Raw genomic sequence first — 26,130 nt, 5'->3', positions numbered from 1 at the left:
GTCACTATTTTTGTACTTTCACTTTGCTGTTCTCCTTCAGTGTCTCGAAGCCTTTGGTCACGAGGTTGTCGTTTTCATTCAATCCTTCCAGCACTTCGATATTGTTCTCGTCTTCCAGCCCTGTCTTGATATTCCGCAGGATCGCCGTATTCTTATCCACGATGAATACATATTTGCGGCGGCGGTTGGACTGTACCACATCTTTCGGGATGATAATGGCGCTGTCGGCCCTGTCTACCACAATATCCGCCTTGACAAACATTCCCGGACGCAGCTTCAGGTCATTGTTCATGATCAATACCTTCCCTTTGAAAGTACGTGTCTCCGTGCTGATAGCCGGCGACAGTTCGCTGATCACCGCCTTCAGGGTATCTTCCGGCAGGGTATAATGAGTGATGTACACCGGCTGATCGGCCTTCACATAGCTGATGGCACTCTCCGGCAGGTTGACATCCATATACATCCGGGCATAATCCATGACGCCGACCATCGGCTTTCCCTGCTCCACCCTTACATCCGTGGTATAATGGGGAAGATTGACGATCACACCGTCGAAAGGAGCTTTTACATTCATCTTTTCAAGGCTGAGCTTGGCGTTCTCCAGATCATAGCGGGCATTGGTTACCTTCACCTCCGTGTTACGCATTTCGCTGAGTGTTACGCCGCCCTTTTCGTACAAGGCTTTCTGCTTGTTTTGTTCCTGCTCGGCTATTTCCAGGCTGAGTTCCTTGGCGTCGATGGCGATGCCGTTTTCGTATTCCTTATCTTCGAGACGAATGATCAGCTGTCCTTTGGATACGAGATCACCCAGCTTGAAAGGTTTGCCTGTCTTCGGGTTGGTCTGAAGTTTGTAAAGGCCGCTCATTTCGGAATTGAGATCCACGCCGTAAGTCGGTTGTGCCGTGCCGGTCGTATTGATCAGCTTGCTGATAGAGCCTTTCTTCAGTTCCGTTACAGAAACCGGTGTGGCGATATCACTGGGAGCATTCTGCGGCTGGTTGTTGCAACCGGTGGTTATTACGGTTAGTAATAAAAGAGCAACGAGGGAATGATTATACTGTTTCATGGCTGATTATTTTGCTGATATTAAGTCTTTCATCGGGACAATAGGGATATTTCTCTCGAAGTCGTACAACGAGAGTATTTTAAGATTAAGCAACTCTATCTTGTAGTTGATGAGTGCCTGGGTATACGATATCTTTTTGTTCGAGAGCTGTGTCTGGAACTGGCTCATCTCCATACCGGTCAGGTCGCCTTCCCGGTAACGGGTCAGGTTCAGGTCGTAGGTGAGCTGGGCATTCGTCACGTTCTGCTCGGCAATCTTTATCTGTGTCCGGAGATTCTCCAGGCTACGCCATACCTGGCGGATATTCAACTCGATATCTACCTTGTCTTCGTGGAAGTCCAGTTTATTGATGTTCTGTGCTACCTTCTGCGCACGGACGCGGGCTTTCTTTTCTCCCCAGTCGAAGATAGGCACGGAGAAACTGATGGCAACACGCGGGTTCTGTGTCGGGTTATCATAGATATTCTTCAGGTTGCGGTTGTCACCGATCAGACCGAAGGAAACGGCAATATCGCCCTTGAACTCGTTCAATGCCTTTGTCTTGATCATCTCAAAGCCCAGTTCATCGCTCTCGATCTCCCGCTGGCGAAGTTCCAGACGCGACTCCAGGCCATGCGAAATAGCCTGCTGCAAGTCCACATCGATCGGCTTGATATCTATCTCGGCAAAGACCATCAGGTCTTCATCGAGGTTCATTCCCAATGTCTGCTTGAGCTTATCCTTTGCGTTTTCGAGTGAAACCTGCTGTTCTTCTACCGACGAGCGGGCGGTTGCCAGGTTAAGTTCCGCCTGAAAGAGTTCGTCTTTGGCTGACAGGTCGGCTTCCACCTTATTCTTTATAATGTCGTAGCTTTGCTGGGCATTCACCAGTTCCTCGCGGGTGATAGCCAACTGGCTCTGCGCCATATAGACGCTATAGAACTGGTTCGTTATGTCCTTTTCGGTGTTCAGACGTTGTAAGGCATAGCTAATGTTGGCATTCTCGTAATCATACTCGATCTGCTTCAGCTCCATCTTCCGCTTGTTGTATGTGAAGATAGGTTGCGAGAGTTGCAGGTAAAGGTTGTTGTTGAATGCCTTATTGCTGTTTGTCGATCCTTCCACATCCGAGTTATTGTCTTGCCAGCCGAAGGTGTTTATCAAAGATACCACACCATCCGTCCATAAGATAGGCTGATCTACCCGGAAGGTGCCGCTCGAACTGAACGTTTCGTTGGTGTACCACTGCGACAGACGGTTATCGAACCGGCGGTTCTTATTATAATCCACCGGAGTCAGATCGAGTGAAAACCGGGATTTAAGAGAAGCCCGCTGGGCAACCAGATTCTCCTGATACCGATCCAGGTTCATGTGCGAACGACGCAGGGTCGGACTGTTCTCTTCCGCTATGTCCAATGCTTTCTCGATGGTCAGAGACAGTTGCCCGTGAGCTATCAGCGGAACCCCCAGCAGTACAACAATCGTAAGGATCATCTTTTTCATCAATAGTAACTCTCTTTGCATATACAAGATCATATTAATTATTATCGTTTGACCAGTTTAACGGCATCGGCCGCCACACTTCTCAGTTTACACTCGTTTGTCAGGGTGATATAAGCCGTATCGGCAGTAAAGTAATATACACCGAACTGCTCCCACCCTTCATTCGCTCTCTGGAGATCGATATAAGCGTCTTCCGACTCTTCTCCCTGCCGTACCTTGAAACGGTATTCGCCCTCCGCACGGTTGTTATATCTTATCTCATTACTTTTACTCACGTAATAATAAACGTCATATTGCCCTTCTGCCGGGATAGGAACTTTCCAGGTAGCCGTCTGACTTCCGTTACCGCTCTTTATCACATAAGCGGAACGGATATATTTTCCGTAATAGTTATTATTGGTCGTAGCCGTCCATTGCAACGGCGGACGCCAGTCGGACACACCGGAATATTTGAATGAGGTATCTTCCACCTTATCCAGCCATTTGGGAAGCAATCCCACTACATCCGGTTCGGAGAGGACGAACAGCGTAGTATCTTCATTATCGACAATGATCTCGTCTTTATTGTCACGGGAAGAGCCGGAGATAATAAAGTCGCCTTCCGTATCCACCTCCCGCCTTCTTTCTTCTTTTATATTCCCTATCTGCTGACCGATCACACTCGGCAAATTCCCGGATATCAAGGTATTGACTATCACATACCGCGGAGCATTCTCCCAAACGGACACCAACAGTTTTGTCTGATGCGGCTCCAATACGATCTTACGGTTAGCACGCGGATCAAGGTCAGGGCCACCTCGCTGCACACCTTGTATTTCCAGATGGACAATACCTTCATAATCGGAATTATTGCTTATCTGTATCTTCAGTACGAAGTTCTCTTCCCCCCTGTTTGTCACTTTCGTTACTTCAAACCGTTCGAGACTATAATAAGGAAGCGGTGTAGGACGTTCCCATTCGGCAAATCCGGAACGGATATCCGCATGGCCTACCTGACCCAACGTATCCAACAGGCTCTCGAACTGGATATTGCGGAAGGTATTCCGTTCCAATAATGTATAAAGGGAATCCCTGAAAGCATCTACCCCGATATTTATTTCCGGGACGGCGAACAGCCGGTACGTTTTCAGGCTAATAATATTATTCAGCAAGTCGCGGTGCTCCACATCCGTAAGCAACTCTTTAAACGTCTGCTTCTCCATCAGCAAGCTCGCTTTCTCATTGTTACTGATACCGTTTATATCGCGCTCCCAACCGGAGTTATCCGATTTCTTTTGCAGATACAGTTCGATAGCCGCATTAGCGATCGGCCATTCGGGTGAGAATATATTGTATCGGAAATTATACAACTGCGGAAACAGGAAATAGGGATTTGCCTGCGACGATATATTGTAATTGCCCCGGCCGCTGGACGAGAAGTTGTAGTTCCCTTCCAGTCGGGTAAATATCCAGAGGAAGTTATTAAGCGCCCGTATCTTGGCTTCTTCCTCGGTAATTTCACGCCCTCCCCTTTTCGACCACTTGATCTGGTTCTTCCAGGCTCTTTCTACATCCAACTGCCCGAACACGCAACCTTTTTCAGGGAAAAGAACCATTTCCGGCTGCACCGCTTCCTGTGCCTGCGACCAGGCGCGAGGATAGGTAGAGAACTGCACCGGTACTTCCACCACGGAAAAGCGTTTGAACGGATAAGACAGTTTGTAAGTACGTTCCAGGTTCTCCCTTATATTATGGATGAAAGACGGCACCGTGTCGAGAATAGAATCGAAGGTTGCCGTATAATAATCATTCCCTTCGATATGCCAGATACTATATAAGGTACTGTCGGATTCCAGGCTTTGCTGTTTATATTTACCGATAAGCAGTGAGACCGTCTGCGCCGGATATTCGGCAGCAAAAGAATAACTGCCGTCTTCCCCCTTCACTCCTTCTCCCTGTGACAAGGGAACCAGCCCCGGAAGCGGTTTCACCTGCAAGCCGAACCGGCTGAAATAAGTCTGTTGCCAGTCGGAACTGACATCGCTGTAAGCCGTGCCGGGACGCGGATACCAATAGGTTTCGGGCGTGAACAAAAGGTAGTCTTTGGTCTGAAACACATACTGTTTATCTATATTAAACAGGAAGTTTTTATTTTCTTTCTGCAAAACCTCCGCCGGAATATCCAGATAGCAGAACTTACTGTCTATCCTGCCGCCATATTTAACAGAGAAAGTAACCGTATCCGACGGCACGATCTTTTCACCGAAATCAACCAGCAGGATCTGGTTATCCCGCTCAAAGCCGAGCTTCTTCCCTCCTCTTGTTATCTCCTGCACCTGTAAACCCGGATTCAGACAGAAAGTAAATACGGAAGCAGGCTCCAATACCGTCCCTTTCATCGTTACTTCCGAAGAGAATGTCTCCGGATGCTGTTCTACCGAGATATCATACCGGTCTATGATCATCTTAGGCGTATGTACATATTTATTGTTGACGGCAGTGTATAAGGCACGCATATCGCTTTCCTCCAAGATGGAATGCACATGTTTATATCCGGCAGCCCCGCTGACCAACAACATACAGAAGGAAAGGAACAACCACGGGTAATTGCTGCGCGAGGAATTAGGCAACCGCCTGAACAGAAAGATCGTAAAGAAGATAAAGGCAAGCCCGGCAAAGAAATAGATCGCCCGGTGATTCAATACCGTTTCCCAATTGGTAAAACCGACAATGGTGGACTTCACCAACGGCAGACTGTAAGCCATATAGTCAAACAGGTAATAGAACTTGTCGCTGATATAAAAGATCGTCAGGCCGATATACCCCAGCAGAATGATAAAGGTCAGCGCCTGGTTCTTCAACACCAACATCAGGAAGATAGACAAACCGATAATAAAGACCAGCGTAGGAATACTTATCAACAGGAAATAGAAGATATACGACTGCCAGTCGACCGCCATCCCCGACGTCATAACGTTAAACAGCAGGGCTATCGCCATAATGATCAGGTTCAGGATCAGGAATACACGCAGGTTTCCCCATATCTTCCCGATCACATATTCGGCATTACTTAGCGGACGGACATAAAACACCTCCGAAGTATCGAGTTTCTTATCCCTTTTCAGGAACTCCGAAGAAAGAAATATACAGATCACTGCCTGCCCGGTATTCAGCAAAAGCAGGTTCAGATAAGGGAGATTGGCCGGTATCGCCTTCACCAGCCAGAATCCTCCGGAGTCTTCCATGATCAGCAGGGCAAAATCGAAGAATCCGAGTATAAGGATGGCCAGAACAGTAAAAACCTTAAAGAACCAGCTACGGATCAAGATCTTACTTTCATATTTAGCGACCGATAGTATATTGCTAATCATTCGTCCAAAGGTTTAACTTATTCTCCATATAATACACATAAGCATGCTCCAGGTTGGGTGGATACGACTCCGCTTCATATCCCTTGATCTCGTCGGCCACCACCTGCACTTCCCAGCCGGAACCGGAAGGAATGGTTGAGATAACAGGGTATTTCTTATCTACCTCATGTAGTTGATCGCTCGTCACTTTTATACGCCATACTTTGCCTTCCGCCTGCTTCAACATATCCTGCGGGGAACCGTAGAAAGACACCTGCCCTTTGTTCATCAGCGCCATACAATTACAGGTACTGGATATATCGCCCACGATATGGGTGGAAAGGATGATCGTTACATCATTCTCGCTCACTTCCGAGAGCAGGTTGCGGAAACGGATACGTTCCTCCGGGTCGAGTCCGGTGGTCGGCTCGTCGACAATAATCACCTTCGGATGATGGATCAGTGCCTGTGCAATGCCCAGACGACGCTTCATACCGCCCGACAACTTATTGGCATACCGTTCGCGCACATCGAACAGGCCCACATTTTCCAGCATGGCATCGACAGCCTGCTTTCTTTGTTTGCCGTTGGTCATACCCGACAGGCGGGCGGCATAATCCAGAAACTCGTAAGTTTTATATTTAGCGAAGAAACGGAAATCCTGCGGAAGATAACCCAATATCCCTCTGATCTCTTTACGCTGCCTGAGCAGATCGTATCCACAGATATCCACCTGTCCCGAAGTCGGTTCCATCAAAGCAACCAGAATACGCATCAATGTAGATTTTCCGGCACCATTCGGGCCCAGCAGCCCGAACATTCCCGTCGGTATCTCCAGATTCACATCTTTCAGGGCATGGTTGCCATTCGGATATACCTTATTGAGGTTCTTTATCGATATACTCATTCAGTCAAAGGTTCACAAGAAAGTTAGAATTAAGTCATAAAATGCTGGTAAAGATATACTTTATTCGCATTAATACAAATAAAAAACGTTCCCAACCAAAATATATTGGATGGGAACGCCCTGAATTAGATCCTGATAAGGAAATTTTTTAATAATTCTGCTTCATCGGTTCGAAGTATGCCTGAGGATGTTCGCAAGCCGGACATTTAGCCGGAGCTTTCTTTCCTTCGAATACGAAACCGCAGTTACGGCACTGCCACAAGATAGCTTCATCCTTTTCGAATACTTTTCCTTCTTCCAGGTTAGCCAGCAGTTTACGATAACGTCTTTCGTGTTCAGCTTCCACCTTAGCAATCATTCTGAAAGCAACAGCGATTTGCTTGAAACCTTCTTCTTCAGCGATGTCGGCAAATGCAGGATACAGGTCAGCCCACTCTTCATTTTCACCGGCAGCAGCTTCAGCCAGGTTTTCCATTGTAGAGCTGATCACTCCGGCAGGATAAGAAGCAGTGATTTCAACCATACCGCCTTCGAGGAATTTAAAGAAACGCTTTGCATGTTCTTTTTCCTGTTCAGCTGTTTCCATGAATACAGCGGCAATTTGTTCGTAGCCTTCTTTTTTAGCTACGCTTGCGAAGAATGTGTAACGACTTCTTGCCTGAGATTCTCCGGCAAATGATTTCAGCAGATTCTGTTCTGTACGTGTACCTTTAATACTTTTTTCCATAATGCTAATATGTAATATAAAATGAGTTTGTGTAATCGCCCTATTCAAATAACTCTCAAAAGTATGAAATTGTTTAATTATTTAATTCATTCTTTTACTTAAAATATATCTATCGGGCGATAAACGGTATTTATCCGCCTCCTTCCGGTCATTGCAACTGTTGCCGCAAAGTGCCGGTACCACCGCTGATTACATATACATCGGCTCCCTGCACGGGCGATATTTACAACGGCATCATTGTTTTCCTCAAATGGCCTTCATACCCTTCATACTCTTATATCCATTGATTAATAATGCCTAATAGATGAAGCCACTTTGTATTCCGGGTTCATAATGGTTTCATAGTGGCTTCATAAACGGGTGCCTACCCGTTCGCCATCCGATGCCTATCCGTTGGCTTATCGATGCTTATCCGTTTCTTTATGGATGGTTCTAGCCGGTTTGGCAAGTGGCAGCACTACTATGTTGGTCGTTTGGGACAGTAGTGCTGGCAGTCTGGTACTACTGTCTCAACTTCTTCCCTATATAGTGCTGGCTTGCGGCCTATAGGGTATCACCCACTACCGTATATTGTAAAGCTGCGCAGGGTATAGAGTAGAGCCGTAAGCTTTCCAGATAAAAAGCGTAAGTCTTTTCCTTAAAAACTGCCTACCTGTTTCCGGTGGCTGCGGCACTCAATAATAGTGGCTGCCGCAGCGGTTTAAAATAGGTGCCGCACCCAAATATGATGGCTACCGCACTCACTGGAAAAACTACCGGATTTAGAAAGTTTTGAGTCTTGAAGCCAGAATATGAACCATATAGCGACGGTGTGGACCCGAAGGGTTCAATTGTGAATAGCCCCCGGTGAAGCCGGGGGATCCGATATCCGCCGGATGGTACGTCCCTGAAAGGGGCGAATAACACGAACATGTTGACCCCCTTCGGGGATCACCGGATGGATATCATTACCAACCCCCGGCTTCACCGGGGGCTATTCACAGTTAGTCCTTTCAGGACAAGCGGCGACACTGAAACATTCGAAACTGGCAAGAACTGAAACACTCAAATTTGCCAAAATATGAACCATGAAGGCGAAATGAAGCCCCGATGAATGCGGAAAGGCAGGTGGGTTCATCTTCTATCCGTCAGAATATCAGCTAGATATTGAATATAAATAGCTGATGAACCCACAATGCTTAAAAAACTTTTTTCTTTTTGCTTGTTTTATCCGACGAGACTCCCTACTTTTGCTCCCGTACCCCGGTATAGCGTTATCGGTCAGTACGTTTTATTGATTACAGAAGCGTTTAACGATATTATCCTTTCTGGAAAATTCGACACTTTTAGGAGGTTGGATAATACACAGTGAAACGCTCACGTACCTTTTTTGTTATATCTATTCATAAGCATTGCTATGTGCATATGTATTGTGGATATACAAATAAAAGGGCGTGAGGGTAGCTGTTGTATATTAACCTCCGGGGCGTCGAATCCCTCCAGTTAAATATATCAACAGTCCTCACGCCTCTTTTATTTTTTATAACCATCCACTCGGGGATTGATGGGTATAATTCACATTAGTATGAAAAGAGCAAATTTACTCTTAACCGACCAGCCATCGGCGGGAAGTAAGATGGCAACAACCGGACTCTCGACCCCGTCCGGCAGTACACGAACCAAGGCTACAAAAGGCCTATTCTCTCACTTTATGTTTTTAGCCAGCTTGTTGCTGATTACGTTGCTGACTTCGGGGAAGGCGTTGGCGTTTACGCATAATATAACGTTGGCTGACAATGAAGAAACATGCCATATCACAATAAATCAAACGGGAGAAAAAACAGCGACTCTCACAGCCTCTGTTGGGTATTCGTTGCCGACTGATTTTACTACGGTGATGATGGGTGCAACAGCACTAACTTACACCACAGATGCTGCCGAGGGCGAGACCTACCTGTATAATCCTGGAAACGGACAAGTAACAATTAATGCAGCTGCGATTACCGACGATATCGTTATCACCGCTACTGCTTTGAGTTCGGATGCTACGCTAAGTGATCTAAAGTATCAGTTGGGAACAACCAAAGCTGAAAATGTAGAAGGTTTTGCTCCTGGCACAGAAGAATACAACCTGACTGACATCGCTTTCACAAAAGAAGCAAATGTTACTTTGGTTGGAACTCTCAATGATCCCAATGCTAGCATTACTAAAAAAGAAGCTGCCGATATAACAACAGAAACCGACGGAACCCAATCAGCCGAAGCTACTATCATAGTAACTGCTCAGGACAAGAAAACAACAAAGACCTACACCGTCAACTTGACCTTCGTTAAAGACGAGTTGACCGCAGTAACACCACCAACAGCAGAAGCCTTAACCGGGAGAAAGGATAATGCTAATGATGCAGTGGATGAATTGAATGGCAGAAGTATAAAGACTGCTATCACTACCCAATCCGGTGCAGAGAACGAGAAACAAGATGTTACCTGGTCGTTTGACGAAACTGCGAATAGCGGCCCTTATAAGACTGCTGGGGGTGAAAGCAATAAATTCAAATGGGAAATCACCCTGCCGGAAACACTTGCAAACACAAAGGAAACTTCATTAACCGGAAATATCGATATCGACAACGTTGATGCCGCCACAGAAAACGCACTGACTAAGCTAGAATATCAGTTGGCTGGTAAAACTTCTGACATAACACTTGATGAGGCTGCTGGCGGAGATAAGACTTACACAGTTTCTCTCCTGAACGGAACTGAAGACGGAGATATAACAGTTACAGCAACAACTTCGGAGTATGCAAAAATAACTGGTGCTAATGGGCAACCGTTTAGCAGCGGTACAGTAACGTTAATCAGTGGAACCGCCACACTTGTACTTACTGTTACTTCTGAAAGCGGAGCAACACGTACTGTAACGATCACTTTCAATGTTTCTACAAAAGAGTCGATTACAGAAGTGACCGGCATCACAGATAAGGAACTAACACAAGCAGTAACAACATCAGACGATGTTATCACCTTGCTGGAAGCAAATGTAACTCCCACAATTACTTCAACCGGTAGTTCTACGTTTAAGCTTAAATGGGAATATAAAGCAGAAAGCAATGCTGGTTCTCCGTTTAAACCGGGAAGTGGAGAAACCAATGTATTCGATTGGAAGGTCGTAAATGAAAGCGGAGATGATGCCCACCCTGCACCAGGCGTAGATGTTGCCGGAACAATCATCGTAACCAACCATACGACTTCAACCGATGCCACACTGGCAACGTTACAATACCAAATTGGTGATGCTGATGCCAAGGATATTACGATTGGAGCTCAAGACGGAACAACGGTTGCTATCACCGTCCCGGCACTTCCGTTCGGAACTACTGCTATCACTTTGTTGGCTACTGCTTCCAATCAGTTTGCTACAATAGCAAAAGTAGACGAAGCTGCACCTGGTCTCCAATCTCTCAAAGCAGAAACTGTTTCTTTGCCTGTTACAATCGATGCAGCCGGAACTACATACAAACTGAAAGTAACAGCTGAAGACGGAAATACAAATAAAGTATTTACCCTTACTTTCTCGGTAGCAAAAGAAAAGATAACAAAAGTAACTGTCCCGGCCACTTACAAATTGCCGGAAGCAGTTACCGATGAAGCAGGCGCTAAAGAATTGCTGGCCGCTATGGAAGGCGTCGAAATCCAAACAGAAAGTGGCAAAACACCTATGAAGTTGGAGTGGACATACGATAACAGCGACAACAACTCTCAAGCGTATTCAAACGAAGACGGTAAGACACACAAATTTACCTGGAAAGTGGTAAGAGACGGAGAAGGTGCAGAATTAGAAACAGCCGAAACTGTAACGATAACAGGTAAAACAGATGTTACCAACTTTATGCCGGCTGTTACAGGTGATCAATCACAGAAAGATGTTCAAATTACAGCAGACAAACCTGTCGATAAGATTGGCGACGGCTCAGCACCTACAACCGTAAAGAGCGTTGAAATCGTAGCTGCTGTTACAACCGATCAGCTTACTATCAATAAGGCTACAATTGGAAAACTCGATCTTCAAGGATCAGTTGACGAAGTTGTATTGAAAGAAGCAACCATTCCTGAAGTTGTTTTAGCTGCAACAAAAACAACTACGCTTATTCTGCAGTCAGGCAACACGATCGACAAGATCACCAATGCCGGAACGCTGACATTACAGGATGCAGAAGCCACTCCTGCCGTAGCCGCTCAGTCAATGACTCTCGAAACACGTGCCGGATTGACAAACGATGGTGCTGTAGGTGCAGTAGACAACAGCGGTGTCTTTACCGATATGACAGCTACAATCGTTACTGTAGCAGGTGCTGCCGATCTGACTATCACTTCCCGCCCGACAAGCAAGTCTACAACCGGAAGCAGTGCAACATTGGCTGTTGCTGCTACATCAGAAAACGGAACCGTTTCTTACAAATGGCAGAAATATACCGATCAATGGGTAGCTGCAGACGGAACAGAAGAAAGCCTGACAATAGCCAAGACAACAAACGGCACAACAAAATACCGTTGCGAGGTGAAGAGTACAAATGACCGTGAAAGTGCAACAACCACTCTTTACACCCCGGCTGTTACCGTTCAGTTTTACACAAGTACTCCGGATGAGCCGTCAACTCCGTCGACACCTACTTACACCGTATCACTTGATAAGGTAGCCGGTGCTACTTTCAGCAAAGGCGAAACGACAACCGTAGACGAAGGCGATAACTTCTCCTTCAAGATCACGTTGGATAAGGATTATGACCAGTCTAAACCGGTTGTAACAGTAGATGGTACAGCCATCACAGCAGACGCCGACGGCAACTATACGATCAAGAATATTCAGAAAGATATCAAGATCATTGTATCAGGTATTGTGAAGAATACCGCAACGGGTATTGAAGAAAATGTTGCAGATGCTGCTCGTGCCTGGACTGTAGGTTCTACCTTATATATACATGTACCGGAAACATCGGATGTATATGTAATCAGTGGTACCGGAGCTTTACAGCAACAACTTCGTGGTGTATCGGGCGACTACAATATGCAGTTGCGTGCCGGTTTCTATATCGTACGTATCGGTAATGTATCACAAAAAGTGATTATCCGCTAAACGGTATTAATACTAGTGTATGAAGAGGGGGACGTAATTGTCCCCCTTTTCTTATTATCCTATCGCACAATCCGTATCTGATCGAGTATAAACGGATCTTTTATCTTCTTATCTTCAGCAAAGAGCAATATCTTCGAAATAACCTCAGCCGTCTTCGGATCCTCATCTACGAAAGGAAGGAAAAGACGTCCGCGATGCTGCGAATGAACAGGCAATACATTGATAGCCGCTCCCGCCTTCTGATGAATAACACCGCTACCCAGATGAACCGTATATTCGCCCATAGTGCCTTTGATAAAGGCATGGCTTCCCTCCAGCGTGACATTCGAAAGTTTGAACAACGGCAACGTGAACTCGATAATGGCCCGCCGCATTTCAATGGTAGAATGGCTGGCTTCCGGATCGACACCGCCTGCATGTGCCACACTGACAGCCAGATCCACATCGCGCATGACTTCGGAGAAGATCACTTCCGGAATATCCTCTATCTTCAACGCTTTATAGCTCTTTCGTTCATAGAAAGCCACCCATTCCAACGTAGGCGCTTCTATATCTGCGGGGCTGAACCAATCGGCCAGCGCATAGATACTGGCGATGATATTCTCTTTGTAATAAATCTTTTGCAGCCCTTCTTCGTAGTTGGCAACCCAGCGGCGGCCTTTCAGCAGGGCTACTGTCTTTTGCGGCTGGATCTGGTTACCGGCATAACGAAGCGAGTTTGACATCGGACGTTCCTCATCCGTCTTCACATACAATTCACGGAACACCTGCTTAAAGGGTTGACGTATCCCTTTCTCAAACAGGCATTGCTGATAACGGTGCCATACGCCACGGTTATACAGATCGACAGGATGAGCGATACGGACGGAAGTGTCCGGCTTTTGGGCAATGCATTCGCCATCGGCCGTTACCAGGCAGTTGTCAGCGAAAAAGCCGGTATCGTTTTTGCTGACAAAGACAAGGTTTTTCAGTAAAGGCCAGATCACCGGATTACGGGTCAGGGCTGCCAGTTCGCTGATGAAGAAAGGCGTTTCGTCTTCCATCGCCTGTTCCAGCATGATACGGGAACGCGAATACTGGTTCTTCAACTTCTTATGGACAGCTTTCAGTTCCTCTATATAAGGATGCTTTTTCAGCTTGGCGGGAACGTTGTTCAAAGCCTTCTCTCCTTTCCTGTAACGCAGCTCGGACTTGCCTTCGGCATCTACTTCCACATAAACGGTGGTACCTTCCAGTTCGGTTGGAGTGAAATAAGGTTCCATCTCTTTGATCAGTTCGGTTTCCATACTCCACACCAGACGGGTTACATCGCTGTAGCCGGCATTGCGTGCCAGGTTTTGCATGCCGATCTCGACGGCTTTCTTTTCGCTTTCCTGACGTTGTGCACCGAAGGTCTTGCTCTCTTTCAGGAATTGTTGCAGGTATTGGTAACGTTCCAGCAGGTCGGGCATTGTTTTCTTTGCCAACGGGATCAGACAGTAGCTCATCAGCAGGTCTTTGTTTCGTTTATCTTTGATCTGCTCTTTCGTTGCTGCGGCAACCATCTTTCCATTTACGGCATCCGCATATTTACGAGCACGGGTATGTCCCGTACCGGATGAGATATATTTGGCTGCATCGTAGACTACTTCGAAACGCTTCTCTCCTATCTCTTGGTAGGCTTCGCGGAACCAATCGATATCGAAAGCTCCCAGGCGAAGGTCTTCCGGTTCGATCGGCGTATAACGGGCGATGATGGCTTTCTTCTTGTCGTCGCACCATTCGTTGATATGGGCATGGAAGTAATAGGCGGCACTGGTCAGGCCTTTCCAGCCGATGCATTCCTGTATGATATCCAACCATTGCGGAGCGTACATGGCTGCTTCCACCAGACGTTCTTCAGTAATACCGGAGCCTTGCAGCAAGGTAGCCAGCACTTCCGCATTATCCGTCTTAGCCGGATAACAACAACGGAGCAGCTTGCTCAATACTTCTTTCTTTGTATAACTTGAATTATAATAGTAGTCGGAACGGCCGAATGTGTCTTTGCCAAATGCTTTCAGTATCTGTACCAGATAGTTCACCCCTTCCACATATTCTATTTTCATGGCCAGAGGGGAAACTTCGGTCGGTGTGTCTCCACGCTTCAGCTCTATATCGAGGATACGGCCGATCACTTTGTTTGCCAGTTCACGAAATTTCGTGAACTCCGTATATTCATACTTCTTTATCTTCTGTTTTTGCCAATGGCTCAATGAGTCGGTAAAGTAGCGGGAGACGAAGCTAAGCGAATCTTCAGAAGCACGGCGTACCATCAGTTCTTTCATGACCTCAGCTTCGGGTATCAGTCCCATTTCGTACGCTTTGGCAAAATCCAATATGGAAGGGTTATTCTCCGGACTTACACTGACTGGATCGGTCATGAAATAATCCGCCATCTGATAAAACTTATAGCGGAGCATAAAATAAGAAACAAATTCTTCATCGGTATCCCAGTCGAAGAGATCGGTCAGCCAGAAAGCGATACGCACATCCCTGAATATGAAAGTGGTATAACGTTCTTTCCTGCCACCGTATGTTTCGTATTCATATATTCTGGATAGGTTACTCTTGTTGAGGGTACGGCCAAAACCAATCATTATATTTCTTGCCACACTGCGGGCATACCGGTTATCCCAGTATGCTCTTGACAAGATGGTAAGTATCTGGTTAACAATATTCACATAATTCAGTTTACCCACCCGGGATTTCCTGTCCGTCAGGTCGAAACCGTAAAAAGAACGGATAGCCGGAGAATAGTATTTGCTTACTTCATCCGGACGTCCGGACTCCCGGACATCATCCCAGCTAGTATTTATAAAGAAGTAGATTTGTAGCAAGGTGGCAAAATCGCCTATCTCCTCTTCATAGAATTTACGCCATACATCCGCCAGCGGATAACGGTCTATCTCAGGCATATCTTTATTGCTTCCTTCCGTCTCCCAAAAACTATTTCCAAGTAAAACAGAATAACCGTAACGGGTCTTATACTCATACCCGGCATTTCGGGTAACCAGTTCATTCAGCTTTTCCAGGATCGTATAGACATCTTCCTGTTTCTTTCCGAACAGCTTCTTCAGAAAAGAGCCTTCCTGCAGGATAGGGAAAACTTGCTTCATATCAAAACCATCATCCATTTTCAGGTCAGGCACTGAAACCGCAAAGTCGGGATCATACAGGCCGAAACCATTCGCCTTGGTATAGGCTTCCGAAGGTGAATGTTCTTCTGTCAGCTGGTCGATCAGCAGTTGTTCCTTCGAGGTCGGATTATTTATTGTGCTTACCGACGAAACTGCTTTTTTATAAGTTCCGGTATACTCTTCTTTCTTACGGATGGTAAGCAACATATCCAATCCGGCTAACCGCTTTTCCGACACAGTAGCAGTAAGCAGACGTTCGATACTGCCGGACAGGGCTTCTTTATCCTGTTTCAAGAGCAGGGAGATTGCTTGTTGACGCAGTTCGCCCGATTTATATTTCAACAGTTCTTCGATAGACAAATACTGTTTGCCGGATAATTCCATTTTATTCAATACCTCATAAGCAGACTTCCGGGGATATTCAGCCCGGTCGCCCAATGCTTTTACAACTGTATCGACCTGTATGGCTGAAGAAGGATCGTTCAGCAAATCCCTGATTACGCAATGGCGCACACTGCTATCCATCTGGTCGTAGTAATTACACAGATCGTTCAACAGTTCTTCGCTTCCCAGCACATAGACAATGGCAACCATCTTTCTGGTTATATCCTGCCGGGACAATTCCACACTATGCCAGGGAAAGATAAACGGAGAGAATGTTTGTTTCTTCGGTAGCTGATTATAGATATCTTTCAGTATATCATAATGCTTCCTGGCTTCAGCCAGTGATTCGAAATAAGAATGGTCTTTCTTCTTATCACTATAATATCCCAACGATACGCTATGCAAATAACTGTCGAGGAAGGCAGCTACAATCGACAGATCACCGGAATATAACTCCAAGGCTTGCTTAGATAGTTTCTCACGTAGCCAGTCGCATTGGGTAGCTACAAGATAATAGAACAGAACTTGTATCTTATGTTTTACCCCTTCTTTTATGATTTCATTGGCACAGACGTCGAGGTCTTCCATCTTAAAGAAACCTTTCGTCCAAAGGGCCATATACACTTCGATGCTATCCTCGCTTTTCAGACAGGAGTCGGCGTAAGTTGGGTCAGTCAGCATCAGATGGATCAACTCGATCAGTTTCTGATTGATACGGTCAGTATTCGCCTCATTGACCAATCCTGTCCAGGTTCCCACAGCTCGTTTAACCGATGAGAAACGTTGCAGGTCATTTGTCCGGATTATATTGAAAAGATAGATAAAGGCTTCTGTCGTACCGCTATCCATTGTTTCACAGATAGACTGTCGAAGTCCTTCCTGCAAGCGGGCGGCCAAAAGAAGTTTACCCTCCAATTCATAGAGTTCACGATTACTGCTTGTGACTATTCCCTGCAATAAACTATATGATATTCTTCCGTTGTTTTCTTCTCCGCAGATAATATCTTTCGTCTTTTGGATGATAGCGTTATTTCCGGCGTCTATCTCCACACTCATCAGGTGATGGAAACTGATGTCCGAGATAAAGGCGCGCTCCTCTTCGGTACGGCCACCTTCCATAAGGGTTTCAAGCGAAAGACCCGAAGCTTTGATAGCTAGGAAGTCTTTCAGGGCATCCAATGCTTTCACGTAATGAAGTCCACCGTTTGCAGAGCGAAGCGGCCGGCGGTAATAACCGGAAGTATAAGGGATAAAGGCCATCTTATTCAGCCAGGCGACATACTTGCCGGCATATTCATCGCCCAACATATGCTTCAGCACATGATAGCGATCGTCCTCGAAAAGTTGGCCGATATAACTGAACTCGCCTTTAAGCATTAATCCATACAGGTAACGATCGGCTTCATAGGTATAGTCCGTCATCCGCTTGATCAGCAAATCGAATAAAGCGCGTTCGTTTTCACTAAGTTTGTTTTTGTTACTTACGATTTTGTCTACATAATCGGAGACGTATTGATTGGATTCTTTTCTCCAGAATAAACTCATGTTGCTTCCCTCCTTCTTTACATTACCACATACGACCGGCCAGCATGGTCAACCGGATAAAAGTTAGTTTATCTTCTTCTTTCAAATCAATTATCTGATCGGGCGATTCCAGTTCCTCTTCATTCAGAAAGACACGGAATATGCCGTCTTCAAACGATTGCAAGGCATTACGAACAGCTTTCTCCGTATCGGCAGGCAGGCCATTATAATTAAATTCAAAGCTAACCTTTCCCGTTGTCGCCCTGTCTTTTATCTCTTCATCCGTAAGATACTTCAACAGATCATTTTGTTCCAACCGTTCATTGTATTCCTCCACCTGCCGGATAACGATCGCAACGATCAATTCCGCGACCGTACCGGGAACAGCATCCAATAACACCTCTTTATCTTCAACAGCATTCCGTCGTTTCCCCAACTGCTTTACATTAACAAATATCTTCATATAAATCAGAGTTTTGTAATATTTCTTATATGCTTTACAAAGAAACAAAATAAAAGAAGAATACTGAACTCCTGAAACTACAATTTCCTGGGCGAAGAACTAGAGTTTCCCAGGAAGAAACTATAACAGGATGAAATGAAGCAAATAAGTATCTGCGTCAGCAGGTTAATTATGTACGAGTCTTCGTTCAAAAAGAACAACAAACCCTTACCGAAGATTAGTTATGTGAAGTAAAACTAAATAAAATAACTAACTTTGTGGCTTTAAACTGAAAACGATAAAAAACGATTAGATATTATGGAGTACAATTTCAGAGAAATCGAGAAAAAATGGCAAGAATACTGGATTGCCAACGGGGTTTATAAAGTGAAAGAAAATAAGGATAAACCCAAATACTACGTGTTGGATATGTTCCCTTACCCATCGGGCGCCGGACTACATGTAGGACATCCGCTCGGTTACATCGCATCTGACATTTATTCCCGTTTCAAACGGTTACAGGGATTCAACGTATTACACCCGATGGGATACGATGCTTACGGCTTGCCCGCAGAACAATATGCCATCCAGACCGGACAACATCCCGAAGTAACTACAAAACAAAATATCGCCCGTTATCGTGAGCAGATGGATAAGATAGGTTTCAGCTACGACTGGAGCCGTGAAATCCGCACATGCGAACCGGAATATTACCACTGGACACAATGGGCATTTATCAAAATGTTCAACAGCTACTATTGCAACGATGAAAAGAAAGCACTTCCTATCGATAGCCTGATCGAAGCTTTCGAAGCAGTAGGAACGGAAGGTCTTAACGTTGCCTGTGGTGAAGAAATGAGCTTCACTGCCGATGAGTGGAAAGCTAAAAGCGACAAGGAAAAACAAGAAATATTACTGAACTACCGTATCGCTTACCTGGGTGATACAATGGTAAACTGGTGCTCGGAACTGGGAACCGTATTGGCTAACGATGAGGTAGTAAATGGCGTGTCCGAACGTGGCGGCTTTCCTGTCGAACAAAAAATGATGCGCCAGTGGTGTCTGCGTGTATCCGCCTATGCACAACGTTTGCTGGACGGACTGGATACGATCGACTGGACAGACTCGTTGAAAGATACACAACGTAACTGGATTGGACGTAGCGAAGGTGCCGAAGTTAACTTCAAAGTAAAAGACAGCGATCTGGAATTTACGATCTTCACCACCCGTGCCGATACTATGTTCGGTGTAACCTTTATGGTGTTGGCTCCCGAAAGCGAACTGGTTGAGAAATTGACTACTCCGGAGCAGAAACAAGAAGTAGATGCTTATCTGGAACGTACTAAAAAACGTACCGAACGTGAACGTATTGCCGACCGTCAGGTAACAGGTGTATTCAGCGGATCGTATGCAATCAATCCGTTCACCGGAGATGCAGTGCCTGTATGGATCAGCGATTACGTGTTGGCCGGTTACGGAACAGGAGCTATCATGGCTGTTCCGGCTCACGATAGCCGCGACTATGCTTTCGCCAAACATTTCAACCTGCCTATCATCCCATTGATCGAAGGCTGCGACATAAGCGAAGAAAGTTTCGATGCTAAAGAAGGTATCGTCTGCAACTCACCGAGACCGGATGTAACTCCTTATTGCGAGTTGTCACTGAATGGATTGACTGTTAAAGAAGCTATTGCCGCTACCAAGAAATTTGTAGCAGAACATAAGTTAGGACGTGTAAAAATAAACTACCGCCTGCGTGACGCTATCTTCAGCCGTCAACGTTATTGGGGCGAACCGTTCCCTGTGTATTATGATGCCAACGGACTGCCTCAGATGCTGCCGATGGAAGCACTGCCCCTGCAATTGCCGGAAGTAGATAAATTCCTGCCCACCGCAACAGGCGAACCTCCATTGGGACATGCTACTAAATGGGCCTGGGATTCTGTAAACAAAGAAGTTGTAGAAACATCCAAAATAGATAACAAAACAATCTTCCCGCTGGAACTTTGCACAATGCCGGGATTTGCCGGTTCATCCGCTTATTACCTGCGTTATATGGATCCGCACAATAATAAAGGATTGGTCGATAAGGATGTGAACGGATACTGGCGCAATGTAGACCTGTATATAGGTGGTACGGAACATGCTACCGGTCACCTGATTTACAGCCGTTTCTGGAATAAATTCCTGTATGATATGGGTGTCATTTGCGAAGATGAACCATTCCAGAAACTGATCAACCAGGGTATGATCCAGGGACGTTCCAACTTCGTATATCGTATCAAAGATACCAACACATTCGTATCTCTGAACCTGAAAGACCAGTATGAAGTAACTCCTATCCATGTGGATGTAAACATCGTTTCCAACGATATCCTGGATATTGAAGCTTTCAAAAACTGGCGTCCGGAATATCATACAGCAGAGTTCATACTGGAAGATGGTAAATATGTCTGCGGATGGGCTGTTGAAAAGATGTCCAAATCTATGTTCAACGTAGTAAACCCGGATATGATCGTAGACAAATACGGTGCGGATACTTTGCGTCTGTATGAAATGTTCTTAGGCCCGTTGGAACAGTCTAAACCCTGGGATACGAACGGCATCGACGGTGTTCACCGTTTCCTGAAGAAACTGTGGGCTTTATTCTATGGCAATACGGAAAGCTTACAGATCACAGACGCTGAACCGACAGCTGAAGAATTAAAATCATTACATAAACTGATCAAGAAAGTTACATTCGATATCGAGCATTTCTCTTTTAATACTTCTATCAGTGCTTTCATGATCTGTATTAACGAATTAGGCAGCCTGAAATGCAATAAGCGTGCTATCCTGGAGCAATTGATCATATTACTTGCCCCGTTTGCACCTCATACTGCAGAAGAGTTATGGCATGTATGTGGTCATACCACAACGATATGCGATGCTCCGTGGCCGCAGCACAACGAAGAATATCTGAAAGAAAATTCAGTTATTTACGCCATCTCATTCAACGGAAAAGTCCGCTTCAATCTGGAACTCCCGGCTGATATGCCCCGCGAAGAGGTAGAAAAGGTTGCTCTCAGCCACGAAAGTTCCGCTAAATGGATGGAAGGCAAAACTCCTAAAAAGGTGATTGTCGTTCCAGGTAAGATCGTTAATATCGTTATCTAAATGAGAACAGCTCAGTTTTATAAAGTTTTCTTTTCCATACAGGATTATCTGATGATTCTGTTCGGAACCATTTTATACGGTTTCGGATTCAACGCATTTATCCTGTCTAATGAGATTGTTACCGGTGGTGTCAGTGGTATTTGTGCATTGATATTCTTTGCCACCGGCGGCGCCATACCGGTATCGGTTTCATACTTTGTTATCAATGTTGTCTTACTATTAGCCGCTCTAAAGATTTTAGGACTTAAATTCCTGATAAAGACAATCTTTGGAGTATTCTCGCTTTCAGCTTCCCTGTCATTTTTTGAATGGTTGCTGAAAGGAAATCCGATCTTACATGATCAGCCATTTATGGCCATTATGATCGGTGCCCTCCTCTGTGGTGCCGGATTGGGATTGGTATTTTCCGCCAACGGAAGTACCGGAGGAACGGATATTATCGGAGCTATTGTAAACAAATACAAGAACATATCCATCGGACGTGCCTTGTTGTTCTGTGATTTCTTCATCATCAGCTCTTCCTTCTTCCTATTCCATAATGTGGATAAGATCGTGTTCGGTTTTGTTGAAATGATTATCAGCAACTATGTCCTCGACATGGTGTTAAACGGTAACCGCCAATCCGTACAATTCCTCATATTCTCACAAAAATACGATGAGATAGCTGATCGGATCATCCATGATCTGGATCGTGGATGTACCATCCTTGATGGCGTAGGAGGTTACTCCAAAAAACCGGTCAAAGTAGTTGTCTTGTTAGCTAAAAAATCAGAATCCATATCCATCTTCCGCCTGGTAAAACAAATAGACCACCAGGCATTCATATCACAAAGCATCGTCCGCGGAGTATATGGAGAAGGATTTGATCAGATAAAGACATAAAACGATTATTCAAACAATTTAAAGCACTTCCATACGTTATACATATCGTACAGAAGTGCTTTTTTATTTATATATTTACAAACATGAAACTCGTATTTGCTACAAATAACCAACATAAGTTGGATGAAGTACAGAAAATAACAGCAGGTTACACTGAAATAATTAGTTTAGCTGCTATCAATTGTCACGATGATATCCCGGAAACAGCTGATACTCTGGAAGGAAACGCTTTACAAAAAGCTCGCTATATCAAAGAAAAATTCGGTTACGACTGTTTTGCCGATGATACCGGTCTTGAAGTGGAAGCTTTAAATAATGCACCCGGAGTATATTCAGCCCGCTACGCCGGCCCTGGTCATGACTCTGAAGCTAATATGAAGAAACTTCTTCAGGAAATGAATGGGAAAGAAAATCGTAATGCCCGTTTCCGTACTGTTATCGCCCTGATTTTAGATGGTAAAGAATATTTGTTCGAAGGTGTAGTAAATGGTCAGATCACGAATGAAAAACGTGGAACAAGTGGTTTTGGATATGATCCAATCTTCAAGCCATACAGTTTTGAGCAAACATTTGCCGAAATGGGTAATGATATTAAAAATACGATCAGTCACCGGGCTGAAGCTGTTAAGAAATTGAGTGCATTTTTATCTACATTATCAGAATAAGTTATGAGAAGAATAGTATATACTCTTTTATTAATTTGTATTACAGCCCCTTATATTATAGCTCAAAAAAGTGTAGGAGAATGGAATACTTATCTAGCTTATTATACAACAACAAAGATTACCGAAGGTAATAATCATGTATATGCAGTAGCAGACGGTTCTTTATATAGCTATAACAAAGAAGATAATAGCATTACTCATTATTCAAGACAAACAGGCTTAAGCGATAATGATATAAATCATATAAGTTTTAATCCTGAAGTAAATACTTTACTCATCACTTACAGTAACGGAAATATTGATCTATTAGGAGAAAATGGTGTATATAACTTATCTTATCTACTTGATAATTCAAGCGTAACAAATAAAACTATCAATAGCATCTACCTATATAAAGAATTTGCTTATCTATCCACTGATTTTGGAATCATCGTTCTGAATATGAATAAAAAAGAAGTGAAAGATACTTATAAACTAAATAGAGTAATATATTCTGTTGCTATTAATAATGACCATATCTATGCAGCTTCTGCTACTGGTTTAATATATGCTTCATTAGATAGTAATTTACTGGATTATAATGAATGGAAAACTTATGCATTATCTTCATCTGAATTCGACACAGATAGTATTAGTCAAATATGTTTCTTTCAAAATAATCTTTGTCTATTAGCCGATCAAAATCAAAAGAACAAAAGCGGTATTTATTATCAACAAACAGACGGTACAGTAAAAAGTTTATTAAAAAATGATAACCTGAAAGATATGGTTATTCAAAACAATAAACTAATATCTTATACCAGTTCTGAATTATATATTTATTCTTCTTTATCTAATTCTAACAGAGATGTTATCAATGTAGGTATTATAAACTGTGTGGCATCTCTTAAAGATCCTAATACATTCTGGATAGCTTCAGGTACAAACGGAATAAAAGGTATACAAAAGAAAAATAATCAATACCAAATCATTCTGGAAAATACCAATAATGATACACAATATCCGAAACGTAACTATAATTATTTCATGACAACACATGAAAATAAATTATTGGTTATCGGTGGCGGACGTTGGACTGATCGCTGGGGAAGACCCGGAACATTCATGGAGTATGAAGATGGAAAATGGTTTAACTTCGATGAAAATGATATTAATAAAAACTTCAGGTATTTCTGGGACTATACAGGAATAGCTGTTGATCCCAAAAATCCTGAACACTATTATATATCTTCTTATGGTCAAGGTATTGCAGAATTAAAAGACAAAAAAGCTACTGCATTATATAACACAGATACCGAAAATTGTACGCTCACTCCTGTAAAAGGTTTAAGTATTTATGACTACATTCGCATAGGCGGTATAACCTTCGATAAGGAAGGTAACTTATGGGCCACTAATTGTGAAGTAGAAGATGTTCTTAAAGTATATAAAGCAGATGGAACTTGGGGGACTTTTCATTTCAATAACTTCACGGGTGTACACATGGCTGATAAAATAACAATCACATCCGATAATCGTAAATGGGTTAATGTTCCCTATGGAAATGAATCTGGCATTTTAATATTTGATGATAACGGAACCATAGACGATACTGGCGATGACGAACATCGTTTTGTAAAAACATTCAGTGATATAAACGGTACAATCGATGCCAGCGGTTACTTTTGCATTACTGAAGATAAAAATGGACAGGTCTGGATTGGAACTAATAGAGGCCCGATTTACTGTACCAATCCCAAAGCTAAACTGGAAGAGATAAGATGCAGCCGGGTTATTCGTCCTGCCGATGAAATAAACGATGTTCCTTATAACTTTCTGGACGGAGAACAAATAAACGCTATTGCTGTAGACGGTGGAAACCGTAAATGGATAGCTACCCAAAGCTCCGGTGTATTTTTAGTTAGCGAAGATGGCATGGAAACTATTGAGAACTTTACAACAGCTAACTCTCCTCTCCCATCTAATCAGATTAATTCATTGACAATAAATCAGCTGACCGGAGAAGTTTTTATTGGTACTGAAAATGGACTGGTATCTTATATGGGCGATGCTACAGAGGGAAAAGAAGACTATTCAAATGTATACGCTTACCCAAACCCTGTGCGTCCGGAACATAGCGACCGGGTTACAATTGTCGGATTAATGAACGATTCGAATGTAAAAATTACAGATCTGAGAGGTAATATCATATATCAGGGTAAATCTGCCGGAGGAACTTTCACCTGGGATTGCCGAAGTAGAAAAGGAGGCCGTGTTGCGACAGGAGTTTATCTGGTATTATCAGCTACACCGGAAGCCAAAGAAAGTGTAGTTACCAAGATTATGGTAGTGAAATAAGTATCTGCCTGGTTATCTTTTTAGCACCTTTATCATTAGGATGAATTGCATCATAAAAATCGGATGCTTCCAGTAAATCAAAACAATTTATATAGGGAATATATCCCAATTCATTTATATAAGACTGAAGAGCTTCCTGCTTTTCAGTCTTTTTTGCTGATATAATATCAGGATTGTACGGCATTAATACCAGGTAATATTGAATATTTTTCGCTTTAAAAAAAGCATAAGACTCTTCTAGCAACCGTTTCCATTCAGCAGTGATTTTATATGCTTCAAACTTGTTTTCTTTATTCTGTTCATCCAGGCCACGTTGATAAACAGCTTCATTTCTATAGGAAGCCTGAGACGCCGGATAACGTAATTCATTGTCCATAGAATTTTCAGGTGCATCATCATCTAACAGATTACGAAGAACAAATGAGAATCCTGAAAACAAACAATTCCTGGCCTTATAATTATAGTACCAGTCCGATTTATTCAATTCGTCATATAAGGCAGGTACCAACAATTTTGTCTGATCATCCATTTTATAACCATACATATGTAAAGCAACCTGATTAGGTATATCCATATCAACCGGCTTGGATAAAGCATCTATATCGAGACATTGAATAACCGTTTTTACAGAAGCTGGCAAAGAAGTATAATATAAAGCACTCTCACTCAGTTTCTGCCCGGTAGAAGTAAAACTGTATACAACAGGATGATCACTCAACTCCCTTTCCAACAGATAACCATCTACTCCACTCATTCCTCTACTATTACCGAAGATAACAACTTCAGGAGTTTGTGTTGTATCCCTTATTGTATTCAGTATAAGTTTAGTACGGGCATAATCATTTGGCAGCATTCTGAAAAAGCAGGGAGTTACCCTATTCAAACAAGCCATTAGAACTATTACAAATAATAGAAAAAATACTAACCTCTTTATCTGCTTACCTGTCAGTTCCATAAC

13 protein-coding genes are annotated in these 26,130 nt (G+C 43.8%); 5 read left to right on the top strand and 8 right to left on the bottom strand.

The features are described 5' to 3' along the window. Window positions 1-4: 4 nt before the first annotated feature. The 5 genes from HMPREF1536_RS09225 to rbr all read right to left on the bottom strand — a co-directional run bounded on the left by HMPREF1536_RS09225 (window position 5) and on the right by rbr (window position 7,511). Entirely contained in the window at window positions 5-1,066 is a 1,062-nt protein-coding gene (locus HMPREF1536_RS09225) for an efflux RND transporter periplasmic adaptor subunit (protein ID WP_028729993.1), read from the bottom strand. A gap of 6 nt (window positions 1,067-1,072) precedes the next feature. Beyond that, window positions 1,073-2,569, bottom strand: coding sequence for a TolC family protein (locus HMPREF1536_RS09220; protein ID WP_028729994.1), 1,497 nt, complete (start codon window positions 2,567-2,569; stop codon window positions 1,073-1,075). A 20-nt stretch (window positions 2,570-2,589) separates the two neighbouring features. Then, window positions 2,590-5,898, bottom strand: a complete 3,309-nt coding sequence (locus tag HMPREF1536_RS09215; protein WP_028729995.1) for a golvesin C-terminal-like domain-containing protein — start codon at window positions 5,896-5,898, stop codon at window positions 2,590-2,592. Next, window positions 5,891-6,784 carry an ABC transporter ATP-binding protein gene (locus HMPREF1536_RS09210; protein ID WP_028729996.1) on the bottom strand — a complete coding sequence of 298 codons (894 nt, stop codon included), beginning with the start codon at window positions 6,782-6,784 and terminating at the stop codon, window positions 5,891-5,893. The genes HMPREF1536_RS09215 and HMPREF1536_RS09210 overlap by 8 nt, the downstream gene beginning before the upstream one ends. A 148-nt stretch (window positions 6,785-6,932) precedes the next feature. After that, on the bottom strand, window positions 6,933-7,511 hold the full coding sequence (gene rbr, locus HMPREF1536_RS09205; protein WP_028729997.1) for a rubrerythrin: 579 nt from the start codon (window positions 7,509-7,511) through the stop codon (window positions 6,933-6,935). Between the two features lie 1,564 nt (window positions 7,512-9,075). On the opposite strand from rbr, the gene HMPREF1536_RS09200 reads away from it, so the two are divergent. After that, a complete protein-coding gene (locus HMPREF1536_RS09200) occupies window positions 9,076-12,624 on the top strand; it encodes a hypothetical protein (protein WP_147337522.1) in 3,549 nt (1,182 codons plus the stop codon). 59 nt (window positions 12,625-12,683) lie between these two features. Here HMPREF1536_RS09200 and HMPREF1536_RS09195 read toward each other — a convergent pair whose 3' ends face one another. Beyond that, entirely contained in the window at window positions 12,684-17,711 is a 5,028-nt protein-coding gene (locus HMPREF1536_RS09195) for a DUF4132 domain-containing protein (protein WP_028729999.1), read from the bottom strand. 22 nt (window positions 17,712-17,733) lie between these two features. Further along, entirely contained in the window at window positions 17,734-18,153 is a 420-nt protein-coding gene (locus HMPREF1536_RS09190; protein ID WP_028730000.1) for a hypothetical protein, read from the bottom strand. A gap of 297 nt (window positions 18,154-18,450) precedes the next feature. On the opposite strand from HMPREF1536_RS09190, the gene leuS reads away from it, so the two are divergent. The 4 genes from leuS to porZ all read left to right on the top strand — a co-directional run bounded on the left by leuS (window position 18,451) and on the right by porZ (window position 25,172). Then, the gene (gene leuS / locus HMPREF1536_RS09185; protein WP_028730001.1) at window positions 18,451-21,288 is read left to right on the top strand and encodes a leucine--tRNA ligase; all 2,838 of its coding nucleotides are present in this window, start codon (window positions 18,451-18,453) and stop codon (window positions 21,286-21,288) included. After that, window positions 21,289-22,170 carry a YitT family protein gene (locus HMPREF1536_RS09180; RefSeq protein WP_028730002.1) on the top strand — a complete coding sequence of 294 codons (882 nt, stop codon included), beginning with the start codon at window positions 21,289-21,291 and terminating at the stop codon, window positions 22,168-22,170. It abuts the gene before it with no gap. An 83-nt stretch (window positions 22,171-22,253) separates the two neighbouring features. Continuing rightward, window positions 22,254-22,835 (top strand): non-canonical purine NTP diphosphatase, encoded by a 582-nt coding sequence (locus HMPREF1536_RS09175; protein WP_028730003.1) that lies wholly within the window; start codon window positions 22,254-22,256, stop codon window positions 22,833-22,835. 3 nt (window positions 22,836-22,838) lie between these two features. Further along, a complete protein-coding gene (gene porZ / locus HMPREF1536_RS09170) occupies window positions 22,839-25,172 on the top strand; it encodes a type IX secretion system anionic LPS delivery protein PorZ (protein WP_028730004.1) in 2,334 nt (777 codons plus the stop codon). Here the strand turns inward: porZ and HMPREF1536_RS09165 are convergent. Further along, window positions 25,156-26,127 (bottom strand): SGNH/GDSL hydrolase family protein, encoded by a 972-nt coding sequence (locus tag HMPREF1536_RS09165; protein ID WP_028730005.1) that lies wholly within the window; start codon window positions 26,125-26,127, stop codon window positions 25,156-25,158. The two genes, porZ and HMPREF1536_RS09165, sit on opposite strands and share 17 nt — an antisense overlap. Between the last annotated feature and the right edge of the window lie 3 nt (window positions 26,128-26,130).

The organism is Parabacteroides gordonii MS-1 = DSM 23371 (genome assembly GCF_000969825.1).
Taxonomy (GTDB): Bacteria; Bacteroidota; Bacteroidia; order Bacteroidales; family Tannerellaceae; genus Parabacteroides; species Parabacteroides gordonii.
This window is presented reverse-complemented; position numbering and strand designations above follow the sequence as displayed.